Annotated in this window: 17 protein-coding genes; all 17 read right to left on the reverse strand. The window is 68.6% G+C overall.

Going from position 1 to position 17,399, the window contains the following annotated elements:
• Positions 1-70 precede the first annotated feature (70 nt).
• The 17 genes from atpD to ACIQMR_RS18280 all read right to left on the reverse strand — a co-directional run bounded on the left by atpD (position 71) and on the right by ACIQMR_RS18280 (position 17,346).
• Positions 71-1,513, reverse strand: a complete 1,443-nt coding sequence (gene atpD, locus ACIQMR_RS18200) for a F0F1 ATP synthase subunit beta (RefSeq protein WP_401387731.1) — start codon at positions 1,511-1,513, stop codon at positions 71-73.
• Positions 1,513-2,436: a F0F1 ATP synthase subunit gamma gene (locus ACIQMR_RS18205; protein WP_401387734.1), complete on the reverse strand. Its 924-nt coding sequence runs from the start codon at positions 2,434-2,436 to the stop codon at positions 1,513-1,515. Before ACIQMR_RS18205 ends, atpD begins: the two co-directional genes overlap by 1 nt.
• A gap of 20 nt (positions 2,437-2,456) precedes the next feature.
• Entirely contained in the window at positions 2,457-4,055 is a 1,599-nt protein-coding gene (atpA, locus tag ACIQMR_RS18210; RefSeq protein WP_401387737.1) for a F0F1 ATP synthase subunit alpha, read from the reverse strand.
• Positions 4,056-4,178: 123 nt separating this feature from the next.
• Complete coding sequence (locus tag ACIQMR_RS18215) at positions 4,179-4,994, reverse strand: F0F1 ATP synthase subunit delta (RefSeq protein WP_401387739.1); 816 nt, start codon at positions 4,992-4,994, stop codon at positions 4,179-4,181.
• Positions 4,991-5,539, reverse strand: coding sequence for a F0F1 ATP synthase subunit B (locus tag ACIQMR_RS18220; RefSeq protein ID WP_266383256.1), 549 nt, complete (start codon positions 5,537-5,539; stop codon positions 4,991-4,993). Before ACIQMR_RS18220 ends, ACIQMR_RS18215 begins: the two co-directional genes overlap by 4 nt.
• 39 nt (positions 5,540-5,578) lie before the next feature.
• On the reverse strand, positions 5,579-5,815 hold the full coding sequence (gene atpE / locus ACIQMR_RS18225; protein ID WP_017949948.1) for an ATP synthase F0 subunit C: 237 nt from the start codon (positions 5,813-5,815) through the stop codon (positions 5,579-5,581).
• Positions 5,816-5,893: 78 nt separating this feature from the next.
• Positions 5,894-6,664, reverse strand: a complete 771-nt coding sequence (gene atpB / locus ACIQMR_RS18230; RefSeq protein ID WP_401387911.1) for a F0F1 ATP synthase subunit A — start codon at positions 6,662-6,664, stop codon at positions 5,894-5,896.
• Between the two features lie 274 nt (positions 6,665-6,938).
• Entirely contained in the window at positions 6,939-7,376 is a 438-nt protein-coding gene (locus ACIQMR_RS18235) for a hypothetical protein (protein WP_266383254.1), read from the reverse strand.
• Between the two features lie 253 nt (positions 7,377-7,629).
• Positions 7,630-8,964 (reverse strand): MraY family glycosyltransferase, encoded by a 1,335-nt coding sequence (locus tag ACIQMR_RS18240; RefSeq protein ID WP_401387744.1) that lies wholly within the window; start codon positions 8,962-8,964, stop codon positions 7,630-7,632.
• 123 nt (positions 8,965-9,087) lie between these two features.
• Positions 9,088-10,353, reverse strand: coding sequence for a serine hydroxymethyltransferase (gene glyA / locus ACIQMR_RS18245; protein ID WP_401387747.1), 1,266 nt, complete (start codon positions 10,351-10,353; stop codon positions 9,088-9,090).
• Between the two features lie 114 nt (positions 10,354-10,467).
• Positions 10,468-11,109 carry a protein-tyrosine-phosphatase gene (locus ACIQMR_RS18250; protein WP_401387750.1) on the reverse strand — a complete coding sequence of 214 codons (642 nt, stop codon included), beginning with the start codon at positions 11,107-11,109 and terminating at the stop codon, positions 10,468-10,470.
• The gene (locus ACIQMR_RS18255) at positions 11,106-11,753 is read right to left on the reverse strand and encodes an L-threonylcarbamoyladenylate synthase (RefSeq protein ID WP_266383243.1); all 648 of its coding nucleotides are present in this window, start codon (positions 11,751-11,753) and stop codon (positions 11,106-11,108) included. The genes ACIQMR_RS18250 and ACIQMR_RS18255 overlap by 4 nt, the downstream gene beginning before the upstream one ends.
• Before the next feature lie 43 nt (positions 11,754-11,796).
• Complete coding sequence (gene prmC / locus ACIQMR_RS18260; protein ID WP_401387754.1) at positions 11,797-12,678, reverse strand: peptide chain release factor N(5)-glutamine methyltransferase; 882 nt, start codon at positions 12,676-12,678, stop codon at positions 11,797-11,799.
• A gap of 42 nt (positions 12,679-12,720) precedes the next feature.
• Positions 12,721-13,797 (reverse strand): peptide chain release factor 1, encoded by a 1,077-nt coding sequence (gene prfA, locus ACIQMR_RS18265; RefSeq protein ID WP_401387757.1) that lies wholly within the window; start codon positions 13,795-13,797, stop codon positions 12,721-12,723.
• Positions 13,798-13,904: 107 nt separating this feature from the next.
• Positions 13,905-14,129 carry a 50S ribosomal protein L31 gene (rpmE, locus tag ACIQMR_RS18270; RefSeq protein WP_138053108.1) on the reverse strand — a complete coding sequence of 75 codons (225 nt, stop codon included), beginning with the start codon at positions 14,127-14,129 and terminating at the stop codon, positions 13,905-13,907.
• A gap of 155 nt (positions 14,130-14,284) precedes the next feature.
• Positions 14,285-15,373 (reverse strand): LCP family protein, encoded by a 1,089-nt coding sequence (locus ACIQMR_RS18275; protein WP_401387761.1) that lies wholly within the window; start codon positions 15,371-15,373, stop codon positions 14,285-14,287.
• Between the two features lie 224 nt (positions 15,374-15,597).
• Positions 15,598-17,346, reverse strand: a complete 1,749-nt coding sequence (locus ACIQMR_RS18280) for a trypsin-like serine protease (RefSeq protein WP_401387914.1) — start codon at positions 17,344-17,346, stop codon at positions 15,598-15,600.
• Between the last annotated feature and the right edge of the window lie 53 nt (positions 17,347-17,399).

Consider the following 17,399-nt stretch of genomic DNA (forward strand, 5'->3'; position numbering starts at 1 on the left):
CGGGGGTCCCCGGGGAGGGCGTGAAGAGGGGGACGGGAGGGACCCCGTCCCCCTCTACGAGTCACGGGACTCAGGAGACGCCGAGCTCCTTGGCGTTGGCCTTGAGGTCCTCGAGGCCACCGCACATGAAGAACGCCTGCTCCGGGAAGTGGTCGTACTCACCGTCGCAGATCGCGTTGAACGCGGAGATCGACTCGTCCAGCGGCACGTCCGAACCGTCCACACCGGTGAACTGCTTCGCCGCGTGGGTGTTCTGGGACAGGAAGCGCTCGACACGACGGGCACGGTGGACAACGAGCTTGTCCTCCTCGCCCAGCTCGTCGATACCGAGGATCGCGATGATGTCCTGGAGGTCCTTGTACTTCTGCAGGATTCCCTTGACGCGCATGGCCGCGCTGTAGTGGTCCTGCGAGATGTAGCGCGGGTCCAGGATGCGGGACGTGGAGTCCAGCGGGTCCACCGCGGGGTAGATGCCCTTCTCGGAGATCGGACGGGACAGAACCGTCGTCGCGTCGAGGTGGGCGAAGGTGGTGGCCGGCGCCGGGTCGGTCAGGTCGTCCGCGGGGACGTAGATCGCCTGCATCGAGGTGATCGAGTGACCACGGGTCGAGGTGATGCGCTCCTGCAGGAGGCCCATCTCGTCCGCAAGGTTCGGCTGGTAACCCACCGCGGACGGCATACGGCCGAGCAGGGTGGACACCTCGGAACCGGCCTGGGTGAAGCGGAAGATGTTGTCGATGAAGAACAGCACGTCCTGCTTCTGCACATCGCGGAAGTACTCCGCCATGGTCAGACCGGCCAGGGCCACGCGCAGACGGGTGCCCGGGGGCTCGTCCATCTGGCCGAAGACCAGCGCGGTCTTGTCCAGAACGCCGGACTCTTCCATCTCCGCGATGAGGTCGTTGCCCTCACGGGTGCGCTCACCGACACCGGCGAACACGGAAACGCCCTCGTGCAGCTTGGCCACACGCATGATCATTTCCTGGATGAGGACGGTCTTGCCCACACCCGCGCCACCGAACAGACCGATCTTTCCACCCTTGACGTACGGGGTGAGAAGGTCGACGACCTTCAGGCCGGTCTCGAACATCTCGGTCTTCGACTCGAGGTCCTCGAACTTCGGTGCCTTGCGGTGGATCGCCCAGCGCTCGGTCTCCTGGCCGTTGGCTTCCGGCTCGTTCAGCACCTCACCGAGGGTGTTGAACACCTTGCCCTTGGTGAAGTCGCCGACGGGGACGGTGATGCCCTTGCCGGTGTTGGTCACCGGGGCCTGGCGGACCAGACCGTCGGTGGGCTGCATCGAGATCGTACGGACCAGGCCCTCACCGAGGTGCTGGGCGACCTCGAGAGTCAGGGTCTTCGTCGTGCCCGGGTTGGCCGGGTCCGGGACGTCGACGTTCAGCGCGTTGTAGATCTCCGGCATCGCGTCGACGGGGAACTCCACGTCGACGACCGGGCCGATGACCCGCGCGACGCGGCCCGTCGCCGTGGCCGTCTCAACAGTGGTGGTCATTAGTAGTCACTCCCCGCGGTCGCGTCGGCCAGGGCGCTCGCGCCTCCGACGATCTCGCTGATTTCCTGGGTGATTTCGGCCTGGCGGGCCGCGTTGGCAAGTCGGGTGTACGTGTTGATCAGGTCACCCGCGTTGTCGGTCGCCGACTTCATCGCCTTGCGCCGGGCCGCGTGCTCGGAAGCGGCGGCCTGGAGCAGGGCGTTGTAGATGCGGCTCTCGACGTACCGCGGAAGCAGTGCGTCGAGGACGTCCTCCGCCGACGGCTCGAAGTCGAACAGCGGAAGCAGTTCGTCCTTCGCGCCGCTCTCGGCCGCGGCCTTGGTCTCGGCGAGGCTGAGCGGCAGCATCCGGTTGTCCACCGGCGACTGCGTCAGCATCGAGACGAACTCGGTGAAGACGATGTGGAGCTCGTCCACGCCACCCTCGGCCGTCTCCTTCTCGATCGCCTCGATCAGCGGTTCCGCGATCGCCTTGGCATTGGCGTACGACGGATTGTCGGTGAAGCCCGTCCACGAGTCCGCGATCTTCAGCTCACGGAAGCCGTAGTAGGCCACACCCTTGCGGCCGACGACGTACGTGTCGACCTCCTTGCCCTCGCCACGGAGCCGCTCGGTGAGCCGGGCGGCCGTCTTGATGGCGTTGGAGGAGTAGCCGCCGGCCAGACCGCGGTCGCTCGTGAGGAGCAGTACCGCGGCGCGGCTCGGGGCGTCCGCCTCCGTGGTCAGCGGGTGCTTGGTGTTCGATCCGGTCGCCACCGCCGTGACCGCGCGGGTCAGCTCGGTCGCGTACGGCGTGGAGGCGGCCACCTTGCGCTGTGCCTTGACGATGCGCGAGGCGGAGATCATCTCCATCGCCTTGGTGATCTTCTTCGTCGCGGTGACCGACTTGATACGACGCTTGTAGACCCGGAGCTGGGCTCCCATGAGTCAGGTCCCTTCCGTCGTCACTTCGAGGCGTTGACGGTCGCCGGAGCGTCCTCGCCGAGCAGGTTGCCGTCGGAGGTCTCGAACTGCTTCTTGAAGGTGGCGATCTGCTCCGCGACCTTCTCGAGGGTGTCGTCCGACATCTTCCCGCCCTCACGGATGCTGGTCATCAGCGAGGCCTGGTCGCGGTGCAGGTAGTCCAGCAGCTCGCGCTCGAAGCGGCGGATGTCCTCGACCGGGACGTCGTCCATCTTGCCGGTGGTGCCGGCCCAGATGGAGACGACCTGGTCCTCGGTGGAGTACGGGGCGTACTGCGCCTGCTTCAGCAGCTCGACCATGCGCTTGCCGCGCTCGAGGGCCGACTTCGACGCGGCGTCCAGGTCGGAACCGAAGGCGGCGAACGCCTCCAGCTCGCGGTACTGGGCCAGGTCGACACGGAGCCGGCCGGAGACCTGCTTCATGGCCTTGTGCTGGGCGGAGCCACCGACACGGGAGACCGAGATACCGACGTTCAGGGCCGGACGCTGACCGGCGTTGAACAGGTCGGACTCCAGGAAGCACTGGCCGTCGGTGATGGAGATGACGTTGGTCGGGATGAACGCCGAGACGTCGTTGGCCTTGGTCTCGACGATCGGCAGACCGGTCATCGAGCCGGCACCCATGTCGTCGGAGAGCTTGGCGCAGCGCTCCAGCAGACGGGAGTGCAGGTAGAAGACGTCACCCGGGTAGGCCTCACGGCCCGGCGGGCGGCGCAGCAGCAGCGACACGGCGCGGTAGGCGTCGGCCTGCTTCGACAGGTCGTCGAAGATGATGAGGACGTGCTTGCCCTCGTACATCCACTGCTGACCGATGGCCGAACCGGTGTACGGCGCGAGGTACTTGAAGCCCGCCGGGTCGGACGCCGGGGCGGCGACGATCGTCGTGTACTCCAGGGCACCGGCCTCCTCCAGCGCGCCGCGCACGGACGCGATGGTGGAGCCCTTCTGGCCGATGGCGACGTAGATGCAGCGGACCTGCTTGTTCACGTCGCCCGAGCGCCAGTTGTCACGCTGGTTGATGATCGTGTCGATGCACAGCGCGGTCTTGCCGGTCTGACGGTCACCGATGATCAGCTGACGCTGGCCACGGCCGACCGGGGTCATCGCGTCGACGGCCTTGTAGCCCGTCTCCATCGGCTCGTGCACCGACTTGCGCTGCATGACCGTGGGGGCCTGCAGCTCAAGGGCGCGGCGGCCCGAGGTCTCGATCTCGCCGAGGCCGTCGATCGGGTTGCCGAGCGGGTCGACAACGCGGCCGAGGTAGCCCTCGCCGACGGCGACGGACAGGACCTCGCCGGTGCGCTGGACCGGCTGGCCCTCCTCGATGCCGCTGAACTCACCGAGGACGATGGCACCGATCTCGCGCTCCTCGAGGTTGAGGGCGAGGCCGAGGGTGCCGTCCTCGAACTTCAGCAGCTCGTTGGCCATGGTCGAGGGAAGACCCTCCACCTTCGCGATGCCGTCGCCGGCAAGGCTGACCGTGCCGACCTCCTCGCGCGAGGCCGCGTCCGGCTGGTACGACTGGACGAAGTTCTCCAGCGCGTCCCGGATCTCCTCCGGCCGGATCGTGAGCTCCGCCATCTGGGTTCCCTGCTCTCCTTGTTGGGCCCGAAGTTTCACTTTGGGGGTCTGGGGGCGACCCCCAGGAATCCTCTGCGGCCCAACCGGGCCGCTCTAGCACATGCTTGTTGAGTTGGTGGCCTGTCAGCCGGCGATGCGGCGGTTCGCCTCGGCGATCCGGTCCGCGATCGTCCCGTCGATCTGCTCGTCACCGACCAGCACCGAGATCCCGCCGAGGACCTCGGGGTCCACGTCCAGGTTCAGGTGCATCTCGCGGCCGTACAGCTTCGCCAGTACGGCTCCGAGGCGCTGCTTCTGCTGGTCGCTCAGCGGCACCGCCGTGGTGACCACGGCGACCATCCGGTTCCGGCGCGCCGCGGCGAGCTTGGAAAGGGACTCGAGTCCCGCTTCCAGGCTACGTCCCCGGGGCGCGGTCACAAGACGGACCACAAGACGCTCGGTGACCGGGTTGGCCTTGCCTCCGAGCAGGCTGCGGAGCAGCTCGCCCTTGGCGGAGACATTCGCGGTCCGGTCGGTCAGCGCGGCACGCAGCTCGGTGCTGGAGGAGACGATCCGGCCGAACCGGAACAGCTCGTCCTCCACGTTGTCCAGCGCACCGGCCCGCTGGGCGGCGGTGAGGTCGGCGGTGGCCGCCAGCTCCTCGACCGCGTCCACCAGGTCACGCGACTGCGACCAGCGGGAACGCACCATGCCGGAGACCAGGTCGACGGTCTCGCCGCCCACCTGACCGCTCAGCAGTCGCGCGGCGAGCTCGGCCTTGGCCTCACCGGCCTGCGCCGGGTCGGTCAGGACCCGACGCAGCGACACCTCGCGGTCGAGCAGCGCGGTAACGGCGGCCAGCTCCTCGGCGAGCTTCGCCGCGTCGACCGACGTGTTGTCGGTCAGCGCGTCGAGACGCTCACGTGCGGAAGCCAGTGCCTCGCGGCTCGCTCCGTTCATCGGGCAGCCTCGGCCTTCTCCTCGAGCTCGTCGAGGAAGCGGTCGATGGTGCGGCTCTGGCGGGCGTGGTCGTCGAGGGACTCACCGACCAGCTTGCCGGCCAGGTCGGTGGCGAGCTTGCCCACGTCCTGGCGCAGCGCGGACGCCGCGGCCTTGCGGTCGGCCTCGATCTGGGCGTGACCGGCGGCGACGATCTCCTCGCGCTGCCGCTGACCCTCCGCGCGCATCTCAGCGATGATCGCGGCGCCCTGCTCCGTGGCCTCCTGGCGCAGCCGTGCGGCCTCGTGGCGGGCCTCGGCGAGCTGAGCGCGGTACTGCTCCAGCACGCTCTGGGCCTCGACCTTGGCCGCCTCGGCCTTCTCCATCCCACCTTCGATGGCCTCGCGGCGCTCTTCCAGAACCTTGTTGATGTTCGGGAGGAGCTTCTTGGCCAGGAAGAAGAAGACGATGGCGAAGGCGATGGCGCCGATGAGCAGCTCGGGACCCGGAGGAACGAGCGGGCTCTGCTCCTCCCCGGCCGCCAGCTGAACGAAGTTGGCGATCACATCAATGCCTTTCGTCGAAAAGTGTCAGGTAGCTGAGAATTAGCGACCGAACACGAACGGCATAACGATGCCGATGAGGGCGAGCGCCTCACAGAAGGCGAAGCCGAGGATCTGGTTGGCACGGATCAGGCCGGCAGCCTCGGGCTGACGGGCCAGAGCCTGGGTGCCGTTACCGAAGACGATGCCGACGCCGATGCCGGGGCCGATGGCGGCGAGGCCGTAGCCGATGGAGCCGAGCGAACCGGTGACGGCGGCGAGGGTCTCAGTGGCAGCCATGCTGATTCTTCCTTTTCATTTACGGACCGGTGGGGGTTGGCCACCGGACGTTTCCGGGGTGGTGCGGGCGGGATTGACTCAGTGGTGCTCGGCGAGAGCGCCCTGAATGTAGGAGCAGGCCAGCAGCACGAACACGTACGCCTGGACGGCCTGGACGAAGAGCTCGAAGACGATCATGGCCATCGTCATCACGAACGAGACGCCGGCGGCCGGGATCATGTAGCTGTTCAGCAGGTACCAGGAGGCGACGGTGAACATCACCAGCATCAGGTGACCGGCGAACATGTTGGCGAAGAGTCGCACCGCGTGCGTGAACGGGCGGACCAGCAGGTTCGAGAAGAGCTCGATGAACGACACGAGCCACTTGATCGGGCCCAGCGACGGGTCGTAACCCGTGATGTTCTTCCAGCCGCCGACGAAACCGTGGCGCTTGAAGGTCAGCGACACCCAGATCACGTAGACCATGACCGCGAGGACGACCGGGTACGCGATGATCGACGACACCGGGAACTGGGCCAGCGGGATCACGGACCAGATGTTCATGATCCAGACGAAGAAGAAGATCGAGACCATCAGCGGGACGTACTTCTCGCCCTCCCGCTTCCCGAGGGTCTCGTAGACGATGCCGCGGCGCACGAAGTCGTAGCCGGCCTCGCCGATCATCTGCACCTTGCCGGGGACGACCTTCGCCTTGCCGAAGGCCACCCAGAAGAAGGTGACGACCACCAGCGTGGTGAGCAGCGCGAGCAGCATCACCTTGTTGAACTCGAAGCCGCCGACGTGGAACAGCGGCTGGAAGAGGAAGGAGTGCAGGCCCGGTGCCGGAAAGCCACAGCCGTTGTCGGCCAGGATGCGGCAGCTCCAGTCAAAGGCGAGCGTGGTCTGTTCAGCACTCACCGCGGGCTCCTTCGGCGTGACGCATGGGTTCGGCAACCTCGTTGTGTCGGCGCGGCGCGCAGCCGCGAGTCGGCACCGGACTGGTGTTTCGGATGTGGGGGCGGCGGTCAGGCATCGAGGCCTCGCGTTCGAGCAGGCGTCAGCTCAGATGCCCGCGCCCGCAGTGCCGCAGTTGGCACCGGACGATAGCAGGATCTCGAACGCCCACTTATCCCGGCCCTACCCGTCACGACGACGGCCCCGTCTTTTCGCCCTTGCGGGGATCGGACGGCTCCGGCTCGACGTACAGGATCTTGGCCTTCATGTGGGCACGGGCCTGTGCGGCCACCCAGACCAGCGTCGCCGCGACGAGCGAGGCGGCGAAGGCCTTGGGGTTGAACAGGGTGGTGTCCTTGAAGGCGGCGACGAAGATGAACAGCACGAGCAACTGCGTCGTGTAGAGCATCAGGCCCATCGCCTGGAACAGCTGCGGGAACTGCTTGGCGGTCCGCTGCAGGATGACGATCCCGATGCCCATGAAGAGGATGACCACCAGGGTGCCGACGACCGCGCCGAGCGCTCCCTTGCCGCCGGCGAGCACACCGCTGATCACGGCGGCGATCACGCCGACGGCAGCAGTGGGCACGGCGGTCTGGAGGAGAGTCCGGACGTCGTTGGACGGCATGGCGGCAGCTCCGCGGGGTGGTGGGGGCAGTGGTGTCGTCATGGACGAGCGTAGATCCGGTCCGAGGCAGGTCCCGGGGCCGAAGAATCCGCGCACTACGGTCCTTCGGCTCTGTCTCCGGCTCTCGTGAACCGTATCACAAACTATTTGAATAGGTCTTTACCCATAGGGTGTGCCAACTGTCACACATGAGAGTGACCCTGCGCGTGTGTGCACGATCCCAGAGCGGTTTGTCTGGTATTGCACGGAAACGTCAACTCGGCGTCCCGGCCTTACGCCGGTCGTTGAAGCGTGAACGTGACCCGATCGCGGTCGCTCCGTTGATGCCCGCAGGCACCGGAACGCGCTCTTCCGGGTGTCCCTCCGGTCGCTCGCCGACCGTCTCGCCGTACGCCGAGGGGCGCACGTGCTCGTGCTGCGGACGGCGCCGGTAGCGGGGCGGAACGAAGGACTCCGCCCAGCGCGGGGCCCTCGGGGTGAAGCGCGGCAGCAGCAGGAGTCCCAGGCCGAGGGCGCTGAGCACCACGATCGCGAAGACGATCCACATCGACGCGCTGTGCACCGAGTACAGAACGACGCCGAAGGCGATCAGCGCCGACCAGAAGTACATGATCAGCACGGCGCGACTGTGCGAGTGCCCGATCTCCAGCAGCCGGTGGTGGAGGTGGCCGCGGTCGGCGGCGAACGGCGACTTGCCCTTCCAGGTACGGCGGACGATCGCCAGCACCAGGTCCGCGAACGGGATGGCGATGATCGTCAGCGGCAGCAGCAGCGGGATGAAGACCGGCAGCGCCGCGTGCGTGGCCTCGCGGGTGCCGCCCTCGAACAGCTTCAGCGCGTCGGGGTCGACCTGCCCGGTCACCGAGATCGCGGACGCGGCCAGCACCAGGCCGATCAGCATCGATCCGGAGTCGCCCATGAAGATCCGCGCCGGGTGCATGTTGTGCGGGAGGAAGCCCAGGCACATGCCCATGAGGATGGCGGTGAACAGCGTGGCGGGCGCGGCGGCCTCGATCGTGTAGCCGAACCACATCCGGTACGCATAGAGGAAGAAGGCCGCGGAGGCGATGCAGACCATGCCGGCGGCGAGGCCGTCCAGGCCGTCCACGAAGTTCACGGCGTTGATGGTGATGACCACCAGCGCCACCGTCAGCAGCGTGCCCTGCCACTGGGTGAGGGAGACCGTGCCGACGCCGGGGATCGGCAGCCACAGGATCGTCAGACCCTGCATCACCATCACGCCGGCGGCGATCATCTGCCCGCCCAGCTTGATCAGCGCGTCGATCTCGAACTTGTCGTCCAGCACACCGATCAGCCAGATCAGCGCGGCGCCCGAGAGCAGGGCGCGCGGCTCGTTGGAGAGCTCGAAGACGCTGTTGAGATTGCGCAGATGGTCCGCGACCAGCAGTCCCGCGCACAGGCCGAAGAACATCGCGATACCGCCGAGTCGCGGCGTCGGTTCACGGTGCACGTCGCGGGCGCGGATCTCCGGCATCGCTCCGGTCGCGATGGCGAACTTCCGCACCGGACCGGTCAGCAGATAGGTCACCGCGGCCGTGACACAGAGCGTCAGCAGGTAATCACGCACGGGCTGCCCCACAGGAATCGCTGGCCATCTCAGCCCCACACCCTAGCTTTGTTGGCCACATGGTTGAGGACATACGAGCGGCCCGAACGGTTGCACACCGCCCCGCCCCTTCTCGGATTCACCTCAATACGGCGGAAATCTCCCGGCCAGTGCACGTACTTCTTCGCGTACGCGCCGGGTGTCCTCGCCCTCCGCACGCAGCGCAGTGGTGAAAAGCACAGCGATCCTCGCCATCTCTGCCTCGCCCATGCCCTGAGTGGTGAGCGCGGCGGTGCCCAGACGGATTCCTCGTCCGTCCCCGTACGGCAGCGCGCAGGTGTCCAGCACGAGCCCTGCCGCGGCGAGCCGGCCGCGGGCCGTGCGGCCCTCCACACCGAGCGCTGCGGGGTCGGCGGTGATCAGGTGGGTGTCGGTGCCGCCGGTGGTGACCGCGAAGCCCTCCGCGGCCAGCGCCTCGGCGAGGACCCTGGCGTTGGCGACGACGTGATGGGCGTACGCCGTGAACCCAGGTGTGGCCGCCTCGCCGAACGCGACGGCCTTCGCGGCGATGGTGTGCATCTGGGCACCGCCCTGGGTGAACGGGAACACCGCGCGGTCGATGCGCTCCGCCAGATGGCTGCCGCAGAGGATCATTCCGCCGCGGGGGCCGCGCAGCACCTTGTGCGTCGTGGCGCAGACGACGTCCGCGTACGGGACGGGGCTGGGCGCCGCTCCCCCGGCGATCAGGCCCATCGGGTGGGCCGCGTCGGCGATCAGATACGCACCGACCTCGTCGGCGATCTCGCGGAACACCTCGTAGTCGGGGTGGCGGGGGTACGAGATCGAGCCGCAGACGATCGCCTTGGGCCGGTGCTCACGCGCGAGCCTGAGGATCTGCTCGTAGTCGAGGAGTCCCGACTCGGCGTCGACGCCGTACGGGACGAACTCGAACCAGCGTCCCGAGAAGTTGGCCGGCGAGCCGTGTGTGAGGTGCCCGCCGAACGCCAGGCCCATCGCGAGGACGGTGTCTCCCGGCCGCAGCAGCGCCGCGTACGCCGCGAGCACGGCGGACGAGCCCGAGTGCGGCTGCACATTGGCGTGCTCGGCGCCGAAGAGGGCGGTGGCCCGCTCGACGGCGATGCGCTCGGCGGCGTCCACGAGCTCGCAGCCACCGTGGTGGCGGGCGCCGGGGTAGCCCTCGGCGTACTTGTTGGCGAGCGGGGAGCCGAGGGCGGCGAGGACCGCCGGCGAGGTGAAGTTCTCCGCGGCGATCAGTTGCAGGCTGTCGGTCTGCCGGGCCATCTCGCCCAGGATCACCTCGGCGATCTCGGGGTCCTGACGGCGCAGCAGTCCGAGGTCCGCGGGCGTGGTGGGGGTGGTGGCGGCGCTGGGTGCGGTACTGACCGGCATGGGGTTCTCCCGGCCTCGCGTGGGGTGACGGCCCCTCCAATGTAGGCCGCGGGCGGGTCCTGCGCTCCGTATACGCCCGTACGGCGGCCGGTCGGTCGTGGGACCGGACTCCGGTCAGTGGTGGGACCGGACTCCGGTCAGCGCGGTGAGGACGGGGTCCAGGGCCTGGTGGATCTCGTCGCCGATCGAGCGGAAGAAGGTGATCGGCGCCCCGTACGGGTCGTACACCTCGTCGGCCTCCGCGCTCGGTGCGAGCAGCCAGCCGCGCAGCGCCGCCGCCGCCCGCACCAGTGCCCGCGCGCGCTCGACGACACCGTCGTCCAGGGCGTCCGGCAGCGTCGCCGGGTCTATCGCCCGGACGAGCCGGGTGAACTCCTTCAGCGTGAACGTGCGCAGACCGGCGGAGTGGCCCATGGAGATGACCTGTGCGCGGTGGTCGCGTGTGGCGGTCAGCACCAGGTCCGCGCGGATGACGTGCTCGTCGAGCAGCTCGCGGCCGACGAAGCCGCTGGGGTCGGCACCGAAGTCGCCGAGGACCGTCGCGGCGTTCGCCTCCATGGGCGCGCCCTCGTGCCCCCAGGTGCCCGCGCTCTCCACGATCAGCCCGCCGGCGAGGGGGTCGCCGAGGCGGCGGCTGAGGGCATGCCGCGTCAGCCGCTCGGTGATCGGCGAGCGGCACACGTTGCCGGTGCTGACGTGGAGAATGCGGAAGGCGTCGTCCGTACCGCCTATGCCACGCCCCTCAGGGGCAGTCAACTGGCCACCTCGAGGTCGGGTACGACCTTGCGGAGCTCGTCCGCGTCCAGCGCGCCCGCGCGCAGCAGGACCGGGACCTTGCCGGTGACGTCGACGATCGAGGACGGCACGATGCCGGGCGTCGGGCCGCCGTCGAGGTACACGGAGACGGAGTCGCCGAGCATGTCCTGCGCGGCGTCGCAGTCCTCGGGCGACGGGTGGCCCGTCAGGTTCGCGGACGAGACGGCCATCGGGCCGACGTCGGTGAGCAGCTCGATGGCCACGGGGTGCAGCGGCATCCGGATGGCGACGGTGCCCCGGGTGTCGCCGAGGTCCCACTGCAGCGACGGCTGGTGCTTGGCGACCAGCGTCAGCGCGCCCGGCCAGAACGCGTCGACGAGCTCCCACGCCTGCTCGGAGAAGTCGGTGACCAGGCCGTGGAGGGTGTTCGGGGAGCCGATGAGGACCGGGGTGGGCATGCTGCGGCCACGTCCCTTGGCCTCCAGCAGATCGGCGACGGCCTCGGAGCTGAACGCGTCCGCACCGATGCCGTACACGGTGTCGGTGGGGAGCACGACCAGTTCGCCGCGGCGGACGGCCGATGCGGCTTCCCGCAGGCCGGTGGTGCGGTCCGTCGCGTCGTTGCAGTCGTATCGCCGAGCCATCAGCGGGCCTCCTGGTCCATGGACACGTACACAGTGCGGTTGATCACGGCATTGCCTTGCGCGCGGTCGCGAAGCGCGGGCGGTTGTTCAGGTCGGGGTGGTCGGCCGCGTCCGCCCAGCCGTCCTCCTCCTTGAAGATCCACGGCACCTGGCCGCCCTGGGTGTCGGCGTGCTCGACGACGACGAGACCGCCGGGCCGCAGCAGCCGGTGCGCGGTGCGCTCGATGCCGCGGATGGTGTCGAGGCCGTCCTCCCCGGAGAAGAGGGCCATTTGAGGGTCGTGGTCACGGGCTTCGGGGGCGACATACTCCCACTCGGTGAGCGGGATGTACGGCGGGTTGGAGATGACCAGGTCGACCTGGCCGTCGAACTCCGGGAGAGCGCTCAGGGCGTCGCCGTGGTGCACGGTGACCCTGGACCCCTCGGCGTTCTTCCGGGTCCAGCCGATGGCGTCGTCGGACAGCTCGACGGCGTGCACGCGCGAGCGCGGCACCTCCTGGGCGATGGCGAGGGCGATGGCCCCGGAGCCGGAGCACAGATCGATGACGAGCGGTTCGACGACGTCCATGGCCCGTACGGCGTCTATGGCCCAGCCGACGACCGATTCGGTCTCCGGACGCGGCACGAAGACCCCGGGGCCGACCTGCAGCTCCAGATAGCGGAAGAAGGCGCGCCCGGTGATGTGCTGCAGCGGCTCGCGGGCCTCGCGGCGGGCGATCGTCTCCCAGTAGCGGGCGTCGAAGTCCGCGTCCTTGACCAGATGCAGCTCACCGCGCTTGACGCCGTGGACGAAGGCGGCCAGCTCCTCCGCGTCGAAGCGGGGCGAGGGCACGCCTGCGTCGGCCAGCCGCTGGGTGGCCTGGGCCACCTCGGCAAGCAGCAAGGAGCGGGGGTACGGGGGACGTCCCCCGGGGAGCGACTGCACGCTGGTCCTCCGGGCTGGGCAGGGCTGTTCGATGTACGCGGCTTACGCTGCGGCGAGCTTTGCGGCGGAGTCGGCGTCGACGCAGGCCTGGATCACCGCGTCCAGTTCACCGTCGAGCACCTGGTCCAAGTTGTACGCCTTGAATCCGACGCGGTGGTCCGAGATCCGGTTCTCCGGGAAGTTGTACGTACGGATCTTCTCGGAGCGGTCCACCGTGCGGACCTGGCTGCGGCGGGCGTCCGCGGCCTCCTGCTCGGCCGCTTCCTGGGCCGCGGCGAGCAGCCTGGAGCGCAGGATACGCATCGCCTGCTCCTTGTTCTGGAGCTGGCTCTTCTCGTTCTGGCAGGACGCGACGACGCCGGTGGGGAGGTGCGTGATGCGCACCGCCGAATCGGTCGTGTTGACGGACTGGCCGCCGGGTCCCGAGGAGCGGTAGACGTCGATGCGCAGATCGTTGGCGTGGATCTCGACGTCGACCTCCTCGGCCTCCGGGGTCACGAGGACACCGGCGGCGGAGGTGTGGATCCGGCCCTGGGACTCGGTCGACGGCACCCGCTGCACGCGGTGCACCCCGCCCTCGTACTTCAGCCGTGCCCAGACGCCCTGACCGGGCTCCGTGGCGCCGTTGCCGCCCTTGGTCTTCACCGCGACCTGGACGTCCTTGTAGCCGCCGAGCTCGGACTCGGTGGCGTCGATGATCTCGGTCTTCCAGCCGACGCGCTCGGCGTAGCGCAGGTACATCCGCAGCAGATCGCCGGCGAACAGCGCGGACTCGTCGCCGCCCGCGCCCGCCTTGATCTCCAGGATGACGTCCTTGTCGTCGCTGGGGTCACGGGGCACCAGCAGCAGCCGCAGCTTGTCGGTGAGCTCCTCGCGCTGCTTCTCCAGCTCCTTCACCTCGGCGGCGAAGTCCGGGTCGTCGGCGGCGAATTCCCTGGCCGTCTCGATGTCGTCCCCGGTCTGCTTCCAGGAGCGGTAGGTGCCGATGATCGGGGTGAGCTCGGCGTACCGCTTGTTGAGCTTGCGCGCGTTCGCCTGATCGGCGTGGACCGAAGGGTCGGCGAGCTGCTTCTCCAGGTCGGCGTGCTCGCCGACCAGTTCCTCGACCGCTTCGAACATCGGGTGCTCCTGGGATTTCGTACTGCTGGATGGCTGCGGGAGAGACGGCAAAGCGCCGGTCCCGGCCGCCCCGCGCAGGGGCAGCCGAGGACCGGCGCAGTGGCTCGCTACTTCTTGGCGGAGCCGGCAGCCTTGCCGAAGCGGGCCTCGAAGCGGGCCACACGGCCACCGGTGTCGAGGATCTTCTGCTTGCCCGTGTAGAACGGGTGGCACTCGGAGCAGACCTCGGCGCGGATGTTGCCGGCCTGGATCGTGCTACGGGTGGTGAACGACGCGCCACAGGTGCAGCTCACCTGGGTCTCGACGTACTCGGGGTGGATGTCGCGCTTCAAGGGTGTCTCCTAGTTTCGGGAGGGCACCGGGTCGCACTCGCGGGATGCGCGCACGTGAACCGGGGCCGACGTACCAGTCTGCCAGGACCGGCCGTATCTCCCAAAACCGGGGGCCGCCCCCAGGTATTCCCCGCCGCCGCGGGACCGCGGGAGGGCTACTTCACGATGCCCTTGGCCTGCCCGTCCGCGGTGCCCTTGGTCGCCGAGGCGGGGATCGGCAGATCGTTCTTGAGGGCGGTCCAGACCTGCTGTCCCTGCTTCTTCAGGGGCGCGACACGGTTGGGATCACGCTTGTCGTAGTCGACCGGCATCGTGATCATCTGGACGTCCTCGGCACCGAGGCCCTTGAGGCCGGTGGCGAAGTCGACGAGTTCCTTGACCGAGTCGAGCTCGGAGTCGGGCGTGATGGCCTTGGTGGCGGTGTCGGCGAGGTCGTAGAGCTTCGTGGGGTTGGTGAACACCCCGACGTCCTTGACCTGCTGGATGAACGCCTTGATGAATGCCTGCTGCAGCTGGATCCGGCCGAGGTCGCTGCCGTTGCCGACGGACTTGCGGGTCCGTACGAGCCCGAGGGCCTGCTCGCCGGTGAGCGTGTGCTTGCCCGGCTTGAGGTCGAGATGGCTCTTGGAGTCGCTGATCGCCTCGCTGGTGGTGATGTCGACGCCGCCGAGCTCGTCGATCAGCTTCTTGAAGCCGGTGAAGTCGACCTCCATGTAGTGGTCCATGCGGATGCCGGAGATCTTCTCGACGGTCTTCACCGCACAGGCCGGGCCGCCGACCTCGTACGCCGTGTTGAACATGGCGCGGCTCTCGGCGGGCACGGTCCCGCCCTCGCTGTCGGCGCACCGGGGCCGGTCGATGAGGGTGTCGCGGGGCACGGAGACGACGGCGGCCTTCTTGTGGCCCTCGTAGACGTGCACGATCATCGCGGTGTCGGAGCGGGCGCCGCCCTCGTCCGTGCCGTACTTGCCGTTGGCGCCGGCGCGGGAGTCGGAGCCGAGGACGAGGATGTCCATGGATCCGTTGTCGACGTCGTCGGGGCGGTCGGTGCCGAGCTGGTTGTTGATGTCGACGCCCTGGATGTTGCCGTTGAGCTTGATGTAGACGTAGCCGAGCCCCGATCCCCCGATGAGCACCAGTCCGGCCGCGGTCCACGCGGCGAGCGACGCGGCCTTCCGCCGGGCTGTGGGCGGCTTACGACGAGCGCCCGTGCCACGTATTCGGCCCTTGCTCTGGTCGGCCATAACTCCTCAAGTCCTCGTAGGTCCCGTTACCCCCGGCCATGACGTTCAGGCACGGTTTGTCCACCCTGTCAAGCTTTGTTACGCCACCAGTGAGACGGCCGAGGGGCAAGAAGGGTTGCACAGGGTCATGAGAGGTCTGTGAGAAGTGCATGAGAAGGGGCCCGCACCGACCGTGTGTGACACGGTCGGTACGGACCCCTTTTCACCTGCGACTTTCGACCGCGTCAGCCGAACAGGTTGTACGCCTGCCAGCCGACACCGAAGTCCTTGCGTGTGGCGAAGATCCCACCGGTCGCCGCGCTGTTGCCGTTGCCCGGGTAGAGCCACAGCTTTCCGGTCGAGTCACGGACCAGGAGGTCGGCGTGACCGTCGCTGTTCACGTCACCGACGGTGACCAGCGCGGTGAAGCTGCTGAGGGTGAACTTCCCGACCAGCCGACGGGCCTCGAACGGGGCCGCGGCGTTGCCGGTGCCCCGGTAGAGGTAGGTGGAACCGTCGGAACCACGGGCGAGCACGTCGGGCTTGCCGTCGTTGGTGAAGTCACCGTGACCGCGGACCACGCCGTACTGGCCCCAGCCGCCGCCGGCCTGGACGGGGGCGGCGAAGCCGCCGTTGCCCTTGCCCGGGTAGAGGATCAGGTAGCCGGTGGAGTTCACGGTGAGCAGGTCGGGCAGCTCGTCGCCGGTGAGGTCACCGGGGATCAGGATCTGCTTGTTCTTGGCCCAGCCGGTGGACAGCAGCTTCGGGTCCGCGTCGCTGTACGCCCAGTAGACGTAGCCGTTGCTCGCGCGGTAGACGAGGTCTTCCCAGTCGTCACGGTTGAGGTCGCCCTGGACCATCAGGTTGACGCCGGCGAAGTTGCCGTGGTTGAGCGTACGGGCGAACGAAGTGACCTTCGAGGTCCAGCCGAACAGCGTGTTGTCCGAGGTACGGCGCGCGAGCACGTCGGCCGTGTGGTCGTTGTTCCAGTTGGCGTCGTCGACGCGCGCCTGGACCGGCGCGGAGTAGGTGGAGACCTTCGCGTACACGCCGTACTTGCCCGCGGCCGAGCAGTCGACGTCGCCCCACGAGACGATGCCGACGAGCTTGCCGCCGACGACCAGCGGGCCGCCGGAGTCACCGTTGCAGGTGGTCTCGGTGGTGGCGTCGTCGCCCGTGGGCGCGGCGCCGGCGCAGACCATGTGGCCCTTGATGAACTTCGCCGCGGTCTGCGTCGGTGCCGGGTAGGCGGCGGCGCAGTCGGTGTCCGAGACCATGTCGGCGTCGGCGACCTTCAGGACGTCCGAGCCGCTGTTCGGCTCGGTGGAGCTGGTGCGGCCCCAGCCGTACACCTTGCCGTCGAGCCCGGCCTGGTAGAGCGCCGAGTCGGTGGGCTGCGCGAGCGGCAGCGGCTTGACCGTGGACGGCACCGTCGACGTGAGCGTGAGGACGGCCACGTCGTTGTCGATCGTGTACGGGCTGTACTGCGGGTGGTTCCACTGGCGGTACGCGCCGAGGACCGTGCCGCCGTGGAAGTCCCACGTACCGTCGCCGTTGTCCGTGGGCACCTGATCGGTGCCGACGACGACCGCGCCGTCCTGGTACCACTTGATGCCCTTGACGCAGTGCGCCGCGGTGGCGACCTTCGTCGGCGCGATCACGACGCCGCCGCAGAAGTAGCCCGCGCCGGTGCTGTCGGAGAAGTGGAGCTGAGCCATCCAGGGCGCCGCGGAGATGCCCGTCGTCGAGCCGCCGATGATCCGGGCGCTCGGCGCGCTGCTCCCGCTCGCCTCGGCGGACGGCTGCTTGACGAGGGACCGCTCGCTCTTGGCGTCGGCCTTCATCGCCTGGCCGACGCGCTGGCGAAGCTCCTTCTGCGACGGCTCCGCCGGCTTCTGCGACTCCACGCTGATCGTGGGCACCTCGCCCGCCTCGGCGGAGTCGGATCCGGTGAACGCGAAGCCCGCACCGGCCAGCGCGACGACCGCCGCCATGGCCGGAAGTGCGAGTGTCATGCGGCGCTTGTGCCGGCCACCACGCGTGCGTA

The organism is Streptomyces sp. NPDC091376 (genome assembly GCF_044757085.1).
In the GTDB taxonomy this organism is placed as follows: Bacteria; Actinomycetota; Actinomycetes; order Streptomycetales; family Streptomycetaceae; genus Streptomyces; species Streptomyces pratisoli.